The organism is Phenylobacterium sp. (assembly GCF_016124325.1).
Classification (GTDB): Bacteria; Pseudomonadota; Alphaproteobacteria; order Caulobacterales; family Caulobacteraceae; genus Phenylobacterium.
In genome coordinates this window covers 42,069-56,928 of the sequence record NZ_WGNY01000007.1, presented here as the reverse complement: position 1 = coordinate 56,928, position 14,860 = coordinate 42,069, and the positions used below count along the sequence as shown (strand labels likewise).

Below are 14,860 nucleotides of genomic sequence, written 5' to 3'. Positions count from 1 at the left end.
GGTGACGAAAAGGCGTGATGGGCTTCGGGCCCCAGGCTGTGGGAGGCCCAGGTCGATGACCGACGAGATGATGTCCTTCGGCGCCAAGCTGGCCCAGAACGCGGCGACGCAGGGCCAGCGTCCGGCAGTGAGCTGCGGCGGCGAAACCCTCACTTATGCGGAGCTGCACCGGCGCACCAACCGCCTGGCCCGCGGGTTGGCCGCGCGGGGCGTGAAGGCCGGCGATCTGGTGACCGTGGGCCTGCAGAACGGCGTGGGCTTCGTCGAGGCCTGCCACGCGATCTGGAAGCTGGGGGCGACGCCGCAGCCGGTGTCGTTCCGCCTGCCCCGGGGAGAGCTGCAGGCGATCATCGAACTGGCCGGGTCGCCGCTGGTGATCGCCGACTTCGAGCACGAGGTGGACCGTCCCGTGATGGGCGTGTCCGAGATCGCGGCGCTGTCCGACGACGAAAGCGACCTGCCCGACGCGATTCCCCCGATCTCCAAGGCGCCCACCAGCGGCGGATCGACCGGCCGGCCAAAGCTGATCCTCGCGGGCCAGCCCGGCGTGACGCCGCGCGAGACGCCCGAGGTGGGCGGCTTCCGCATCTGCGCCGGCGAGACGATGCTGATCCCGGCGCCGCTCTACCACAACGCCCCCTTCGGCATGATGATGACCGGCACGGCCATGGGCTGCCACGTGGTGCTGACGCCCCGGTTCGACCCGGAGGGGACGCTGGCCGAGATCGAACGGCGCAGGGCCAGCTGGGTCTATCTCGTGCCCACCATGATGAACCGCATCTGGCACCTGCCGGGCGACGTGAAGAGCCGCTACGACCTCTCCAGCGTCCAGACGCTCTGGCACATGGCGGCGCCCTGCCCCGCCTGGCTGAAGGAAGCCTTCATCCACTGGATCGCGCCGGGCGAGGTGATGGAGCTCTACGCCGGCACCGAGGCCCAGGCGGTGACGATCATCACCGGAACCGAGTGGCTGGCGCATCGCGGCTCGGTGGGCCAGGTGGCGATCGGCGAGATGAAGGTCTGCGGCGACGACGGCCAGGAGCTGCCCGCCGGCGAGGTGGGCGAAATCTACATGCGCCGCACGCCTGGCGCGCCTGAAACGTACCGGTACGTCGGCGCCAAGGCCAGGACGCTGCCCGACGGTTGGGAGAGCCTGGGCGACATCGGCTGGTTCGACGCGGGCGGCTATCTCTACCTGGCCGACCGGCGCACCGACATGATCCTGGTGGGCGGCTCCAACGTGTATCCGGCCGAGATCGAATCGGCGCTGCAGGAGCACCCGGCGGTGGAGTCGTGCGCCGTGATCGGCCTGCCCGACGAGGACATGGGTTCGCGCATCCACGCCATCATCAACGCCAAGGGCGAGGTGAGCGCCGAGGCGCTGCAGGCGCATCTGGCCGACCGGCTGGTGACCTACAAGCGCCCCCGATCCTACGAGTTCGTCGACGAGCCGGTGCGCGACGACGCCGGCAAGGTGCGCCGCACGGCGCTGCGCGACGCCCGTATCGCCCAGACGGCCCAGACGGCCTGAGGGTGACCCTGCGGACGATTGAAGGGGGCGGCGCCAGCGGCTAAGCCCACGCCATTCTTGGCGCCCTGGTTTGGGGAGGACGATGAGCATCAAAGGCAAGGCCTATGTGGCCGGCGTGTTCGAGCATCCGACGCGCGACGCGCCCGACAAGACGACCGCCCAACTCCACGCCGAGTGCGCCAGGGGCGCGCTGGACGACGCGGGGCTCTCGTTCGACGACGTGGACGCCTACTTCTGCGCCGGCGACGCGCCGGGCTTCGGGGCCATGTCGATGATCGACTACATGGGCCTGAAGAACATCCGCCACATGGACACCACCGAGACCGGCGGATCCTCCTACATCGTCCATCTGAACCACGCCGCCCAGGCGATCGCCGAGGGCAAGTGCCAGGTGGCGCTGATCACCCTCGCCGGCCGTCCGCGCAACGGTGGCGGGCGTCCCGGGCCCGGACGCGGCGGGGGTGGCGGAGGCGGCCTTTCGGACGGCGCGCCCGAGCAGGGCTTCGAGAGCGTCTACGGCGGCTCGACCCACAACACCTACGGCATGTGCGCCATGCGCCACATGTACGAGTACGGCACCACCTCGGAGCAGCTGGCCTGGATCAAGGTGGCGGCCAGCCACCACGCCCAGTGGAACGAGCACGCGTTCCTCAAGAACGTCGTGACGGTGGAGGAGGTGGTGAACTCGCGGATGATCGCCGATCCGCTGCACCTGCTGGACTGCTGCGTCGTCACCGACGGCGGCGGCGCCGTGGTCGTCACGACGCCCGAGATCGCCAGGTCGCTGAAGCGGCCGCTGGTGCGGGTGCTGGGCGCCGGCGAGGCGCCCAAGGTGCAGCAAGGCGGCCGGGGCCTCGATCTCACCTATTCCGGCGCCGTCTGGTCGGGACCCAAGGCGTTCGAGGAGGCCGGCGTGACGCCCGCCGACATCAAGTACGCCTCGATCTACGACAGCTTCACCATCACGGTCCTGATGCAGATCGAGGATCTGGGCTTCTGCCGGAAGGGCGAGGGCGGCAAGTTCGTCGCCGACGGCAACCTGATCTCGGGCGTCGGCAAGCTGCCGTTCAACACCGACGGCGGCGGGCTCTGCAACAACCACCCCACCAACCGCGGCGGCATCACCAAGATCATCGAGGCGGTCCGCCAGGCCCGCGGCGAGGCGCATCCCAAGGTGCAGGTCCCGAACTGCGACCTCGTCATCGCCCACGGCACGGGCGGCTCGCTGGGCGTCCGCCACGGATCGGCGACCGTCATCATGGAACGGGAGGCGTAAGGCCATGTCCGACACCACCGAACGCCCCGCCCTGATGAGCCGGCCCCTCCCGGCGCCGGCCGTGACGCTGGAGAGCAAGCCGTTCTTCGACGCCGCCGCCGAGGGAAGGTTCCTCATCAAGCGCTGCCAGGCCTGCGGCGAGGCCCACTGGTACCCGCGCACCATCTGCCCGTTCTGCCATTCCGACCGCACCGTCTGGGAGGAGAGCGCTGGCGGAGGCGTGATCTACACCTACTCGGTGATGTGGCGCTCACCGAGCGGCCCCTACGCCATCGGTTACGTCACCCTCGACGAGGGGCCGGCCATGCTGACCAACTTCGTCGACGTGGCGCCCGACGGGCTGTCGATCGGCATGCGGGTGAAGGTGAAGTTCCAGCCCACCGAAGGCGGCGCACCCGTGCCGGTGTTCGCGCCCGCCTAGAGCACGTCTCGGCTGGCTTGAATCAAGCCATCCGGGATCAGCGTGCTCGCGTCTTTCGATTTAAAGGCCTGACGGATTTCAGGCGGAGACGCGTTCGGCCTGGGCTGCGGCCGTCAGCGCCGCGATCAACGGGGCCGCCTCGCGGGGATGGCGCAGGCGGTGCGCCTCAAGATGGGCCAGCGCCGGATCGGCGATCTCGGCGTCGATCCGCCGCCGGCGGTTGTCGTAGGTGTCCCAGGCCCAGCGGACGGGATGCTCCTTGTCGAACCACCGCGCGAAGGTCTCGGTGTTGCCGGTGCCGGGCCACAGCTCCTCGCTGGTCCATGAGCGATGGAACGAGCGGCGCAGGACGCGGCTCATCACCACCCATTTCGGATAGTCGAGCCAGACCGCGTGCGTGGCGCGCGCCACGATGATCGAGCGCACCGTCGAGTAGTTGCCGCAGGCCACCCAGGCGTCGCCGGCGGCGGCCTCGGCCACCCGGCGGCGGAATTCCTCCCGGTCGTGGGTGTTCAGGTCGCGCCAGTCGGCCTGCCAGTTGATGGCGTCGAGGTCGATATGGCGCGCGCCGATGGCCTTCGCCAGCGTTCCGGCGAAGGTGGTCTTGCCCGACCCCGACGTCCCGCTGACCGTCACCCGCATGCTCAGTCCTTGATCTTCTCCCACTTGTAGGGCTCGTCCTCGCCCTTGCGGAACGCCCCCACGAGGTCGACCTTGCCGTCGCCGTCCGTGTCGTAGAGTCCGGTTTCCGGCTCCCCGTCGTGGTTCTTGTCGACCAGGATGGTGTCGATTTCGCGATCCCCGTCGGTGTCGAGCATGGTCAGGATCGGATCGCGCCTGCTCTTGGGGATCAACACCGAATAGTCGCCCTCGTCGTCGCAGTCGGCGTCGATCAGATACTCCACCCCGGTGGGATCCTTGGAGGGCCGGCTGTCGATCTCGGCCGCCTTGCAGACGCCGTCGGGGGCGTTCGAGCGCTTGGTGGCCGCCCGATCCTCCGTTCGCGCCAGGAGCGCCTTCACGTCGTCCGCCGACACCGCGAAGTTCAGCCCCTCGCCACCGGCCTTGAAGCTGTTGATGCCCACGACCTCCAGCTTGTCGTTCAACAGCGGCCCGCCCGAATTGCCGGGATTGATCGGGGTCTGGGTCTGGATGACCGTCGCCTCATGCTCGAAGCGGTCGCCCCGCGCGGTCCAGGCGTAGTCGCGGCGCACCTGGCTGACGATGCCGCGCGTGTAGCTCCAGGCCTCGCCCGTCGGGTGGCCGATCGCGTGGACGTCCGCGCCCACCCGTACGGCGTCCAGGTTGCCGATCGCCAGCGGCTTGATCGTGGTCGGCAGGTCGTCCACCTGCACGAGGGCAAGGTCCGCCTTCTCGTCTCGCCGCAGCACCCGGGCCTTGTGAAGCACGGCGTCCTCGATCGAGGCGCCCTCCTCGGCCGGCTTGTAGATGACGCCGACGGTGTCGAAGTCCCCGGCCACGTGCAGGTTGGTGACGATCCGGCCGTCGGCGCCCACGACCACGCCCGAGCCCAGGCCCGCCGGCGTCACGATCAGCACCACCGAAGGCGAAGCCTGTTCGTAGATCCGCGTCTCCGCGGCGCCGCGGGTGGCGGCGTGGCGCTCGGGCTTCAGGCCGTTCAGCGCCTCGCCGTACCGCTTGACCGCGGCGCCCGAGCGCTGGGCGGCGGATCCTGCGGGAATCGAGGCCGCCACGGCGTCGTCCGCGGGCTTTCGGGCGCCTTGCGCCTGGACGGCCGGACGCCCCAGGTAGGCTTCCGGCGGCGCGGCCAGCGCATATGATGGCGCCGCCAGGCTTGCTGAGAGCATGGTGATCTGGAGCCATTTCATGGGCTTAGGCCTCCCCTTCGGACGTCACGTGCGAAGCCTAGCCGGGCTGGCATGCGCGGCAAGCCTATTTCTCGGCGGAGTTGCGCCGGCGGCGGCGGAAACTTCCGATGACCGGATCGCCGCGGCGGGGCGCCTGTTCCTGGACGGACAGGGCCTAAAGGCCCGGGACCAGCTCGCCGCCCTGGCGGAGGCCGCCCGGGACGACGCGCCGGCGCGCGCCCAGGCGCTGGCCACCCTCCTGGAGATCTGCCGCCGCATGCGGGCCGCCGCCTGCCTGGCCGAACGGACCCAGGCCTATGTGGACGCCGTCACCGCCTCGCTGTCGGCCGATCCGGCGCAGCGGATGCGCCAGGCGCTGGAAGTCGACTACTACGTGAACGCCGCGCGGCTCGCGATCGGGTCGAAGCCCGCCCTCGCCGAGGCCCTGGCCGACAAGGCCTGGGACGCGGACGCGCCGGCCGAGGGGCTGCTCTACCTTCGCCGCCGGGCGCTTCGGGCCAACGTCGTCCTGGCCGCGGGCTCGCGCGAGGCGGCCGAACGGGCCGCGAGCGAGGTGCTGGCGATCGCCGGGTCGGTCGGCGCGCCGAGCCGTGCGCCCTACGAGGTCGCCAGCGTCCTGGCCGACGCGATGGCGAGCCTCGTTCAGCTCGGGGCCTACGAACGCGCCTATGGGCTGTATGCGGCCAGCCAGCCCTTCATCGCCGCCGCCCTGCCGCCCCGGACGCTGGAGGCGGTGCTGTTCCATCGCTCAGCCGCCGAACTGCTCGCAGCCGTCGACGACGGCGAGGGCGCGGCGCGCGAGACCGATGCGGTGCTGGCCGGCCTGGAGACCCTCGAACTCGATCCCGACATGCGCGCCTGGCTTGCCGGCTGGGCCTTGAACATGAAGGCGGCGCTCTGCCGCGACGCCCTGGATTGCGGCGTCCGCGTCCTGGCCGATCACCCGCTGGCGCCGCTCTACACGGCCCCCGGCCGGGCGCCCCAGAACGTCGACGAACTCGCCTACCTCACCGTCCGCGGCCTGGCTGCGGCGAGCGCGAGGCGGCCTGACGCGGTGGCCGCCGCCGCCCTGGGCGGCCCCCTTGGCTTCAAGCCCGATGCGGACGCGCGGGCCGCCGTGGACGCCTACAGGCTCGCGGGCCGGGCGCTGGCCGCGCCGCCAGGGTCCGGCAAGGCCCAGGCTCTCGCCCAGCTCGGCGGCCGGGTCCTGGCCATGGCGGAGGCGGACGGCCCGCCCGGCGCCTGGTACCGCCCGGGAGTCTTCGACCGGCTGCTGATCGGGTTGTCGCTGATCCCGGCGACGCGCCAGTCGGGCGATCCGGAAACGACCTTCGCCCTCGTCCAACTGGCGAGCCGGGCCGGGCCGGGCTTCGACGCCGACGCCATGACGCTGCTGGCCTCGGCGCGCGACGCGGACGCACGCCGCCTGGCGCACGAGGGCCTTCGCCTGCGAGCGCGGCGGGACCGGCTGGAGCAGGCGGCTATCGGCGGCATGGTCCGTCGCGCCGCCGCGCCCGATCCGGCCCGCCCGTTCGGCTACGACACGGCCGGCCTGGCCCAACTCGCCCAGCTCGACGCGGCGCTGGCGGCGTCGGACCAGGCGCTCGTCCACGCCGGCCTCGCGGTCTCGGGCGCCAATCTCGTCACCCTGCAAAGGCTGCGCGGCGTGCTGGGCCCGGACGAGGCCGCGCTGGCCTATGCGCCTATCGGGAGCGAGGTGGTCTACGCCTGTGTCCGCCGAGAGGGGATGACGCTCGCCACCGCCCGCCCCGACACCAGCCGCGTGGTCCTCGACGTGCGGCTGCTGCAGGCGGCGCTGTCGGCGACCCACGCGCCGGACGACGAGGTCGACAACCAGTTCCCGGCCGCCTCGGCGGCACGGCTCTACGACGTCTTCCTGAGACCCTTCGAGCCCTGCCTGAAGCCGGGCGACCGTGTGACCTGGCTCTCGCCGCTGGTCAGTGTCGGCGGCCTGCCGCTGGCGGCCCTGCTGCCAAGCGCGCCGCCGCGCCAGGGCGAAGGCTACGACCTGGCGGCTGCCGACTGGTTCGTGCGGAGCCACGCGGTGAGCTATGCCGGCTCGGCCGCCGCCCTGGTGGCCGCCCGCTCGGCCCGGCTCCGCCCGCCGGCCCGCGACTTCCTCGGCGTCGGCGATCCGGTGCTGGACGGCGAGGGCGCCAAGGCCCTGCGCGAGGCCGGGCTCGGCCCCTTGCCGGAAACCGCCGCCGAGCTGGCGGCGTCGGCCCGGCCGTTCCGCACGGCGTAGATCCTGACCGGGCCCGACGCCACCGAAGCGCGGGTGCGCGAGGCGCTCGCGCCGGGGGCCCGGTTCGTCTCCTTCGCCACACACGGCCTCATGCGCGGCGAGGTCGAGGGCGTGGCCGAGCCGGCCCTGGTGCTCACCCCCTCCGGCGGCGACGCCTTCGACGGCCTCCTGACCGCCTCGGAGATCGCCGATCTGGACCTGCCCGCCGACTTCGTGGCCCTGTCGGCCTGCAACACGGCGAACCTCGACTTCACCCGCGTCGCCCAGGACCTGCCGGCGTTGAGCTCGGCCTTCGCCCAGGCCGGCGCGCGCGGGGTGCTGGGCACGCTTTGGCCGGTGAATTCCGAGGCCGGCGCGACCATCGTCTCGGACCTCTTCGCGCGGCTGGCCGGCGCAGGGGCGCCGGGCCCCGCCGAGGCGCTGGCCCAGGCGCAGCGGGCCTACCTCGCCGCGCCGCCGGCCCGCGCCAACCTCCACCCGCGCTTCTGGGCGCCCTTCATCGTCCTCGGCGACGGCGGGGGGCCGCCCTAGGCCTCCTCGGGGATCTCCGCCAGCACTTCCTCGGTGTGCTCGCCCAGCTTGGGCGGGTGGCGGCGGATGTTGGAGGGGCTCCTGGCGAACTTCACCGGCGGCTTCATCAGCCGGTAGCGGCCCACGTCGGGGTGCTGGTAGGTCTCGAAGAAGCCCACGGCCTTCAGGTGCGGGTCGTCGTCGAGGTCGTCGAGGCTGTTGGTCTTCACCACCGGGATCGACAGCGGCTTGAGGATGTCCAGCCATTCCTGCGTGGTCTTGGTGGCCGCCGCCTCCTCGATCATGCCGTAGAGCTCGCGGGTGTGCTTGGCGCGCATGGCGTAGTCGGCGAAGCGCGGGTCGGACTTCACCGCCTCGCCGAAGCCTGCGGCGTCGAAGAACTGGTCCCACTGCTTGTCGGTGTAGGGCAGCAGGCCGATGTAGCCGTCCTTCGTCTTGAACGGCTTGCGGTTGGGGTTGACCACCCGCTGATAGCCCCACTGGCCGGTCGGCGGGTCGAAGGCGTGGTCGTAGAGGTGCTCGACCAGCAGGAAGCTGGTGACGCATTCGAACATCGGCACTTCCACGAACTGGCCCTCGCCGGTCCGTTCGCGGTGGAGCAGGGCCGCGGTCACCGCCTGGGAGAGGAACAGCCCGGACACCTTGTCGGCCACCAGGGTGGGCAGGATGCGCGGAACGGGATTGCCGTCGGTGCGCGGTAGGACGTCGGCCATACCGGAGGCGGACTGGATCAGGTCGTCGTACGCCGGTTCGCCCGCGTAGGGCCCATCCGACCCGTAGCCCGCCGCATGCACGAAGATGATGTCGGACTTGATGGCCGCCACCTCCTCGTACGACAGGCCCAGGCGCTTCATGCCCTCGTAGCGCACCGAACTGGCCAGTACGTCGGACGACTTGATGAGGCGCCTCAGGGTCCGCTTGCCGGCCTCGGACTTCATGTCGACCAGGATCGAGCGCTTGTTGCGATTGATGGTGAGGAAGATCGGCCCCATGCCGCGGGGCGCGCCCTCGGGCAGATGGCCGGCCCAGCGCATGATGTCACCGCCGTCGCCGCGGCCCGAGCCGGGATCCTCCAGCTTGATCACGTCAGCGCCCTGGTCGGCGAGGATCTGGGTGCCGTAGGCCCCGTTCACCACGCTGGTCAGGTCCAGGATGCGGATTCCCGCCAGCGGCCCGGTGGGCTTTGGGGCCAGGGTCTTGGTCATGCGTTCTCCCTCAACTGTGCTCGAGCCGGTGGACCATCGCCTGCAGCTCGCCCACGATCTGATCCTGCTTGTCTTCCAGGCGCGGCACCTGGCCGGCGACGCCCACCGCGAACGTCCGCCCGAACGGGCCCTTCGGCAACGCCACGCCGATGATGCCGACGCCCGCCGAGATGCTGTTCTTCGAAAAGGCGTAGCCGCGGGAGCGGACGGTGTTCACCCGGCCCATCAGCTCTTCGCGAGACTGGAGGTTGTCGTCGCCCGAGGCGTTGATCCGCCGCCGCAGCCGCTCGATCTCGGCGTCGCTCTTCGCCGACAGCAGGACAAGGCCGAGTCCCGAGCGCGCCAGCGGCCGCCGCGTGCCGGGCTGCGCGCCGATCTTCAGCGGCTCGGCCGAATGGATCAGGTGGACATACTGGGCGTGCAGGTCGCTCTGCACCGCCAGCACGACGGTCTCCCCGGTGCTTTCGTGGAGTTCCTGCAGCGCCGGCAGCAGCGGGCCGTCGCCGAACAGGGCCTTCTGCACCCAGTCGCCCAGGGCGGCGATGCGCATGGTCGGGAAGTAGGTGCGCCGCTCGCGGTCGTAGTCGAGGTAGCCTAGGGCCACGAGCGACTTCATCAGCGCTGAGCCCGAGGAGGTGGGATAGCCGAGCTCGTCCAGCACCTCCTTGAGGGCCAGCGGGCGGCGATGGCGGCTGAACACCTCGAGGATCTCCAGCGCCCGCCTCGCCGATTTGACCGCGCCCTCGGCCACGGATGCCTGACTCCCGTATTCTGGACCCAATCACCACAAGTATGCGCGCTCGTCCATATCAGAGGACATATCTTCTACATATGTGGAAATGCGATCCACATATGGGCAATTCCCAGGGGACCTAGTATCGGTTCGCCGAGGCTGGTTCAACAGTCGGAAAACACGCGAGGAAGCGCCATGGACTTCGAGCTCCCCGAAGAGCATCGCATGCTCAAGGACCTGGTGGGCAAGTTCGTGCGCGACCAGCTGATGCCCCTGGAAGCCGCCGTCATGCTGCGCGAGGCCGAGGGCAAGGGCCTGGGCATCGGCGAGGCCGAGAATGCCCGCCTCGACAAGATCGCGGGCGAACTGGGCCTGTTCGGCCTGGACGCGCCGGAGGACGTGGGCGGTTCCGACCTGCCGATGGTGGCCATGGTGGGGGTCGAGGAGGAGATCGGCCGCACGGTCACGCCCTACACCCTGCCGCCGGACAGCCCGAACCTGCGCATGCTGATGCAGACGGTGAACGAACGGCAGCGCGCGGCCTATCTGGCGCCCTATGTGGCGGGCAAGACCACCTCGGCCATCGGCATCTCCGAGCCCGGCGCCGGGTCCGACCCCGCCGGTATGACCACCCGCGCTGTGCGTGACGGCGACGACTGGGTGATCAACGGCCGGAAAATCTGGATCAGCCGGGCCGCCGACGCCGACTTCACCATCCTGATGGCGGTGACCGATCCCGAGAAGAAGGCGCGGGGCGGGATTTCGGCCTTCCTGGTCGACAAGGGGACGCCGGGCTTCAACGTGCTGCGGCGGATTCCGATGATCGCCGGCGCCTACACCTACGAGGTGGCGCTGGAGGATTGCCGGGTCGAGGGCTGGAAGCTGCTGGGCCAGGAAGGCGCGGGCTTCGCGCCGATGCAGACCCGCCTCGGCACGCGCCGCATCCAGATGGCGGCCTGGTCGGTGGGCATGGCCCAGCGCGCGCTGGACATGATCGTCGAGTACGCGCCGCAGCGGAAGACCTTCGGCATGCCGCTGTCGGAGCGGCAGGCGATCCAGTGGTGGGTGGCCGAGGCCGCCACCAAGATCCACGCCACCCGGCTGATGACCTACGACTGCGCCTGGAAGATCGACCAGGGCCGCGACGTCCGCTCCGAGATCAGCATGATCAAGTGGTTCGCCACCGAGATGGCCTACGAGGTCGTCGACCGTGCCATGCAGGCGTTCGGCGCCATGGGTATGACCAAGGAACTACCGCTGCAGCTCATGCAGGCGAAGCTGCGCACCATGCGCATCTATGACGGGCCCACCGAAGTGCATAAGTGGGTGGTGGCGAGGAATCTTCTGGGGACCAGGCGATGAAAGACAAATACGGCGACCACGTGAAGGTCGCGATGGACGGGCACGTGGCGGTGGTCACGCTGGACCGGCCGCCGCACAATTTCGTCTCGGTCGAGTTCATGCGCGACCTGGCCGACGCCATGGAGGCGGTCGACGGTTCGCAGGCGCGGGCCATCGTGCTGCAGTCGGACGGCAAGAGCTTCTCGGCCGGCGCCGACTTCTCTTCGCCCACCGACCGCGTCTCGTCGGGCATGGAAGGGATCAATGACCTCTACGTCGAGGCGGTGCGGCTCTACTCCGTGGAGACGCCGATCGTCGCGGCGGTGCAGGGCGCCGCCGTCGGCGCAGGCCTGGGCCTGGCGCTGGTGGCCGACTTCCGGGTCGTGAGCCCCGAGGCGCGCTTCGCGGCCAACTTCGTCAAGCTGGGCTTCCACCCCGGCTTCGGCATCACCTACGCCCTGCCGCGCATCGTGGGCGAGCAGAAGGCGGCGCTGATGATGCTGACCGGCCGCCGGATCAAGGGCGAGGAAGCCCTGGCCTGGGGGCTGGCCGACGAGCTGGTCCCGGCCGAGGAGCTGCGCGCCGCGGCGCTGAAGTTGGCCGCCGAGATCGCCGAGAACGCGCCGCTGGCGGTGGTCTCCACCCGCAAGACGCTGCGCGAAGGCCTGGCGGCGGCGATCCGCGCCCGGACCGACGTCGAGCACCGCGAGCAGACGATCCTGCGGGCCACGGAAGACTTCAAGGAAGGCGTGCGCTCGGTCGCCGAGCGCCGGCCGGGGAACTTCGCCGGCCGCTAGAGCCCGTCAGGGTGAAGTGGATGCCGGTTCACCCGCCCGGACGGGCTCTACACTTTTGAAGATCGAGCCTTCTTGTCCGGATCAAGTGATGCCACTTGATCCGGGAAGGCTCTACAGCGTGCTGAGGGTCCGTTCCATCTGCTCCAGCGCCCGGGCCGCGCCGACGATGGCCGGGTAGGGGTGCAGCACGAGGAAGGTCGGGATGTCGCGGACATAGTCCGACAGGCGCCCCTTGTCCTCGAAGCGGGCCCGGAAGGCGCTCCCGGCCAGCCGTTCGGCGATCCGGGGCGCGATCCCGCCGGAGACGTAGACCCCGCCGCGCGCCCCGAAGGTCAGCGCCAGGTCGCCCGCCACCGCGCCGAGGATGCGGCAGAAGCGGTCGAGCGTGGCGGCGGCCAGCGGGTCGCCCACCAGGCCCTCGGTGGTGACGGCGGCCTCGTCCGCCAGGGCGGGCGCCTGGCCCTCCAGGTCGGCCAGGACGGCATAGAGATCATAGAGACCCGGTCCCGACAGCAGGCGCTCGATCGACACCCGGCCATGCCGGGCCTGCAGGCGACGGCAGATTTCCAGCTCCACCTCGTCGGTCGGCGCGAAGGCGGCGTGGCCGCCCTCGGTGGCGATGGCGATGTCGCCGCGGTCGCTGCGCGCCAGGCCGGCGACGCCGAAGCCGGTGCCCGCGCCCAGGGCGATCAGGGGCATGTTGTGGGCGCCGGCCAACTCCGGGCCCAGGACGCGGACGTCCTGGCCCTCCAGGCGCGGACAGGCGAGCGCCTGGGCGGCGAAGTCGTTGATCAGGGCGACCGCCTCGAACTCGAACTGGGCGACGAGATCCACTTCGGAGACCCGCCAGTCGAGGTTGGTGAACTCGATCTCGCCCTCGACCACGGGGCCGGCGACCGCGATCACGGCGCGCGGCGGCCGACGCTTGCCGGCGGTCGTCTCGAGGTATTCGGCCAGGATGTCGGCGAGGCTCGCGTACTCGCGGCAGGGAAACGACCGCGGATTGCGGATGCGGCCCTCTTCGTCCACCAGGGCGAGGCGGGCGTTGGTGCCGCCCACGTCCCCGACCAATCCGGTCCACTGGACCTTCATCAGGCCGCCTCGAACAGCGAGCAGGCGCCGGTGTCGGCCGGGCCCGCGACGCGGCGCATCCAGCCGAAGAGCTCGCGCCCGTAGCCTCCGCCCGAGGGCGGCGCCGACGCGCGTTCGCGGCTCATCAGTTCGCGGGAATCGAGCTTGATGTCCAACTCGCCCGTCTCGGCGTCGAGGCGGATGACGTCGCCGTCGCGGACATGGGCCAGCGGCCCGCCGGCGGCGGCCTCGGGCGTCACATGGATCGCCGATGGCACCTTGCCGCTGGCGCCCGACATGCGCCCGTCGGTGACCAGCGCCACCTTGAAGCCCTTGTCGAGCAGTACGCCCAGGGCCGGCGTCAGCGAGTGCAGTTCGGGCATGCCGTTGGCCTGTGGTCCCTGGAAGCGCACGACGGCGACGAAGTCGCGGTCGAGCTCGCCCCGCTTGTGGGCGGCCAGCAGTTCGTCCTGATCGTCGAACACCAGGGCCGGCGCCTCGATCCGCCGATGCTCGGGCTTGACCGCCGAGGCCTTGATGACGCCGCGACCTAACTTACCGGTCAGTATCCTGATGCCGCCCTCGGCCTCGAAGGGGTCGTCGACGGCCCGCAGGATGTCGGGGTTAAGGCTCTTGGGCGTCCCGTCGCGCCAGACGAGCCGGCCGCCGTCGAGGAAGGGCTCCTGCTGGTAGCGGCGCAGCCCCATGCCCGCGACGGTCATGACGTCCTCGTGCGCCAGCCCGGCGTCGAGCAGCTGGCGGGTGACGAAACCCATCCCGCCCGCGGCGTGGAAGGCGTTCACGTCCTCGGACCCGTTCGGATAGACCCGCGCGATCAGCGGCGTGACCCGCGACAGGTCGTGGAAGTCCTCCCAGGCGATCTGCACGCCCGCGGCGCGTCCCATGGCCAGGATGTGGAGCGTGTGGTTCGTCGAGCCGCCGGTGGCGAGCAGGCCGGCCATGGCGTTCACCAGGCTCTTCTCGCTGATCACGGCGGAGAAGGGCGCATAGGCGTTGCCGCCGTCGCGGATCTCGACGGCGCGCTTGGCGGCGGCGGCGGTGAGGGCGTCGCGCAGCGGCGTGTTGGGCGTCACGAACGCCGCGCCGGGCAGGTGCAGCCCGGTCATCTCCATCATCATCTGGTTGGAGTTGGCGGTGCCGTAGAAGGTGCAGGTGCCGGGGCCGTGGTAGCTCTTCATCTCGGAATCGAGCAGCTCGTCGCGGGTGGCCTTGCCCTCGGCGTAGAGCGCCCGCACCCGCGCCTTTTCCGAGTTGGGGATGCCCGAGGTCATCGGCCCGCTGGGCACGAAGATCGCCGGCAGGTGGCCGAAGGCGGCGGCGCCGATGAACAGGCCCGGCACGATCTTGTCGCAGATGCCGAGGAACAGGGCCGCGTCGAAGGCGTCGTGGGTCAGGGCGACGGCGGTCGCCATGGCGATCACATCGCGGGAGAACAGCGACAGCTCCATGCCCGGCCGGCCCTGGGTGACGCCGTCGCACATGGCCGGCACGCCGCCGGCGTACTGGGCCGTCGCGCCTACCTCGTGGGCCGCGCGCTTCAGGATGGCGGGGAACCGCTCGTACGGCTGATGGGCCGAGAGCATGTCGTTATACGCCGAGACGATGGCGACATTCGGCGCGGTGGGGTCGCGCATCCGCTGCTTGTCGCCTTCGGGCGAGGCCGCGAACGCGTGGGCCCAGTTGGCGCAGGAGAGCTTGCCGCGGCCCGGCCCGGCCGCGCGGGCGGCCTCCATCCGCGCCAGATAGTCGGTCCGGGTCTCGCGGCTGCGTTCGACGATGCGTTGGGTGACTTCGGCGGTGACGGGATGCACGGCTGC

The 14,860-nt window shown here is 70.8% G+C and carries 13 protein-coding genes; 7 read left to right on the top strand and 6 right to left on the bottom strand.

All coding sequences use genetic code 11. The features are described from left to right. The first annotated feature begins 55 nt into the window (after nt 1–55). The 3 genes from GC203_RS03380 (at nt 56) to GC203_RS03370 (ending at nt 3,228) form a co-directional block, all read left to right on the top strand. Nucleotides 56–1,531: an AMP-binding protein gene (locus tag GC203_RS03380; protein WP_293451333.1), complete on the top strand. Its 1,476-nt coding sequence runs from the start codon at nt 56–58 to the stop codon at nt 1,529–1,531. Nucleotides 1,532–1,613: 82 nt separating this feature from the next. Then, nucleotides 1,614–2,807, top strand: coding sequence for a thiolase domain-containing protein (locus tag GC203_RS03375; protein WP_293451331.1), 1,194 nt, complete (start codon nt 1,614–1,616; stop codon nt 2,805–2,807). A gap of 4 nt (nt 2,808–2,811) precedes the next feature. Beyond that, nucleotides 2,812–3,228 (top strand): Zn-ribbon domain-containing OB-fold protein, encoded by a 417-nt coding sequence (locus GC203_RS03370; RefSeq protein ID WP_293451329.1) that lies wholly within the window; start codon nt 2,812–2,814, stop codon nt 3,226–3,228. 78 nt (nt 3,229–3,306) lie between these two features. On the opposite strand, the gene GC203_RS03365 is transcribed toward GC203_RS03370, so the two are convergent. Both GC203_RS03365 and GC203_RS03360 read right to left on the bottom strand, forming a co-directional pair. Beyond that, nucleotides 3,307–3,870, bottom strand: coding sequence for a hypothetical protein (locus tag GC203_RS03365; protein WP_293451327.1), 564 nt, complete (start codon nt 3,868–3,870; stop codon nt 3,307–3,309). Between the two features lie 2 nt (nt 3,871–3,872). Then, nucleotides 3,873–5,078 (bottom strand): trypsin-like peptidase domain-containing protein, encoded by a 1,206-nt coding sequence (locus GC203_RS03360; protein ID WP_293451325.1) that lies wholly within the window; start codon nt 5,076–5,078, stop codon nt 3,873–3,875. On the opposite strand from GC203_RS03360, the gene GC203_RS23910 reads away from it, so the two are divergent. Both GC203_RS23910 and GC203_RS23905 read left to right on the top strand, forming a co-directional pair. Beyond that, entirely contained in the window at nt 5,077–7,344 is a 2,268-nt protein-coding gene (locus tag GC203_RS23910; RefSeq protein WP_366501397.1) for a hypothetical protein, read from the top strand. The genes GC203_RS03360 and GC203_RS23910 overlap by 2 nt on opposite strands. After that, the gene (locus GC203_RS23905) at nt 7,345–7,875 is read left to right on the top strand and encodes a CHAT domain-containing protein (protein ID WP_366501404.1); all 531 of its coding nucleotides are present in this window, start codon (nt 7,345–7,347) and stop codon (nt 7,873–7,875) included. Here the strand turns inward: GC203_RS23905 and GC203_RS03350 are convergent. Beyond that, on the bottom strand, nt 7,872–9,080 hold the full coding sequence (locus GC203_RS03350; RefSeq protein WP_293451323.1) for a CoA transferase: 1,209 nt from the start codon (nt 9,078–9,080) through the stop codon (nt 7,872–7,874). The genes GC203_RS23905 and GC203_RS03350 overlap by 4 nt on opposite strands. 10 nt (nt 9,081–9,090) lie before the next feature. Then, the gene (locus GC203_RS03345; protein WP_293451321.1) at nt 9,091–9,831 is read right to left on the bottom strand and encodes an IclR family transcriptional regulator; all 741 of its coding nucleotides are present in this window, start codon (nt 9,829–9,831) and stop codon (nt 9,091–9,093) included. 177 nt (nt 9,832–10,008) lie between these two features. Here GC203_RS03345 and GC203_RS03340 point away from each other — a divergent pair, with 177 nt between their 5' ends. Together GC203_RS03340 and GC203_RS03335 are read left to right on the top strand one after the other, a co-directional pair. Then, nucleotides 10,009–11,175 carry an acyl-CoA dehydrogenase family protein gene (locus tag GC203_RS03340; RefSeq protein WP_293451319.1) on the top strand — a complete coding sequence of 389 codons (1,167 nt, stop codon included), beginning with the start codon at nt 10,009–10,011 and terminating at the stop codon, nt 11,173–11,175. Continuing rightward, nucleotides 11,172–11,951 (top strand): enoyl-CoA hydratase/isomerase family protein, encoded by a 780-nt coding sequence (locus GC203_RS03335; protein ID WP_293451317.1) that lies wholly within the window; start codon nt 11,172–11,174, stop codon nt 11,949–11,951. Before GC203_RS03340 ends, GC203_RS03335 begins: the two co-directional genes overlap by 4 nt. A 111-nt stretch (nt 11,952–12,062) precedes the next feature. Here the strand turns inward: GC203_RS03335 and glk are convergent, their stop codons facing one another. Further along, a complete protein-coding gene (glk, locus tag GC203_RS03330) occupies nt 12,063–13,043 on the bottom strand; it encodes a glucokinase (RefSeq protein WP_293451315.1) in 981 nt (326 codons plus the stop codon). Next, nucleotides 13,043–14,854: a phosphogluconate dehydratase gene (gene edd, locus GC203_RS03325; RefSeq protein WP_293451313.1), complete on the bottom strand. Its 1,812-nt coding sequence runs from the start codon at nt 14,852–14,854 to the stop codon at nt 13,043–13,045. The genes glk and edd overlap by 1 nt, the downstream gene beginning before the upstream one ends. Nucleotides 14,855–14,860 lie beyond the last annotated feature (6 nt).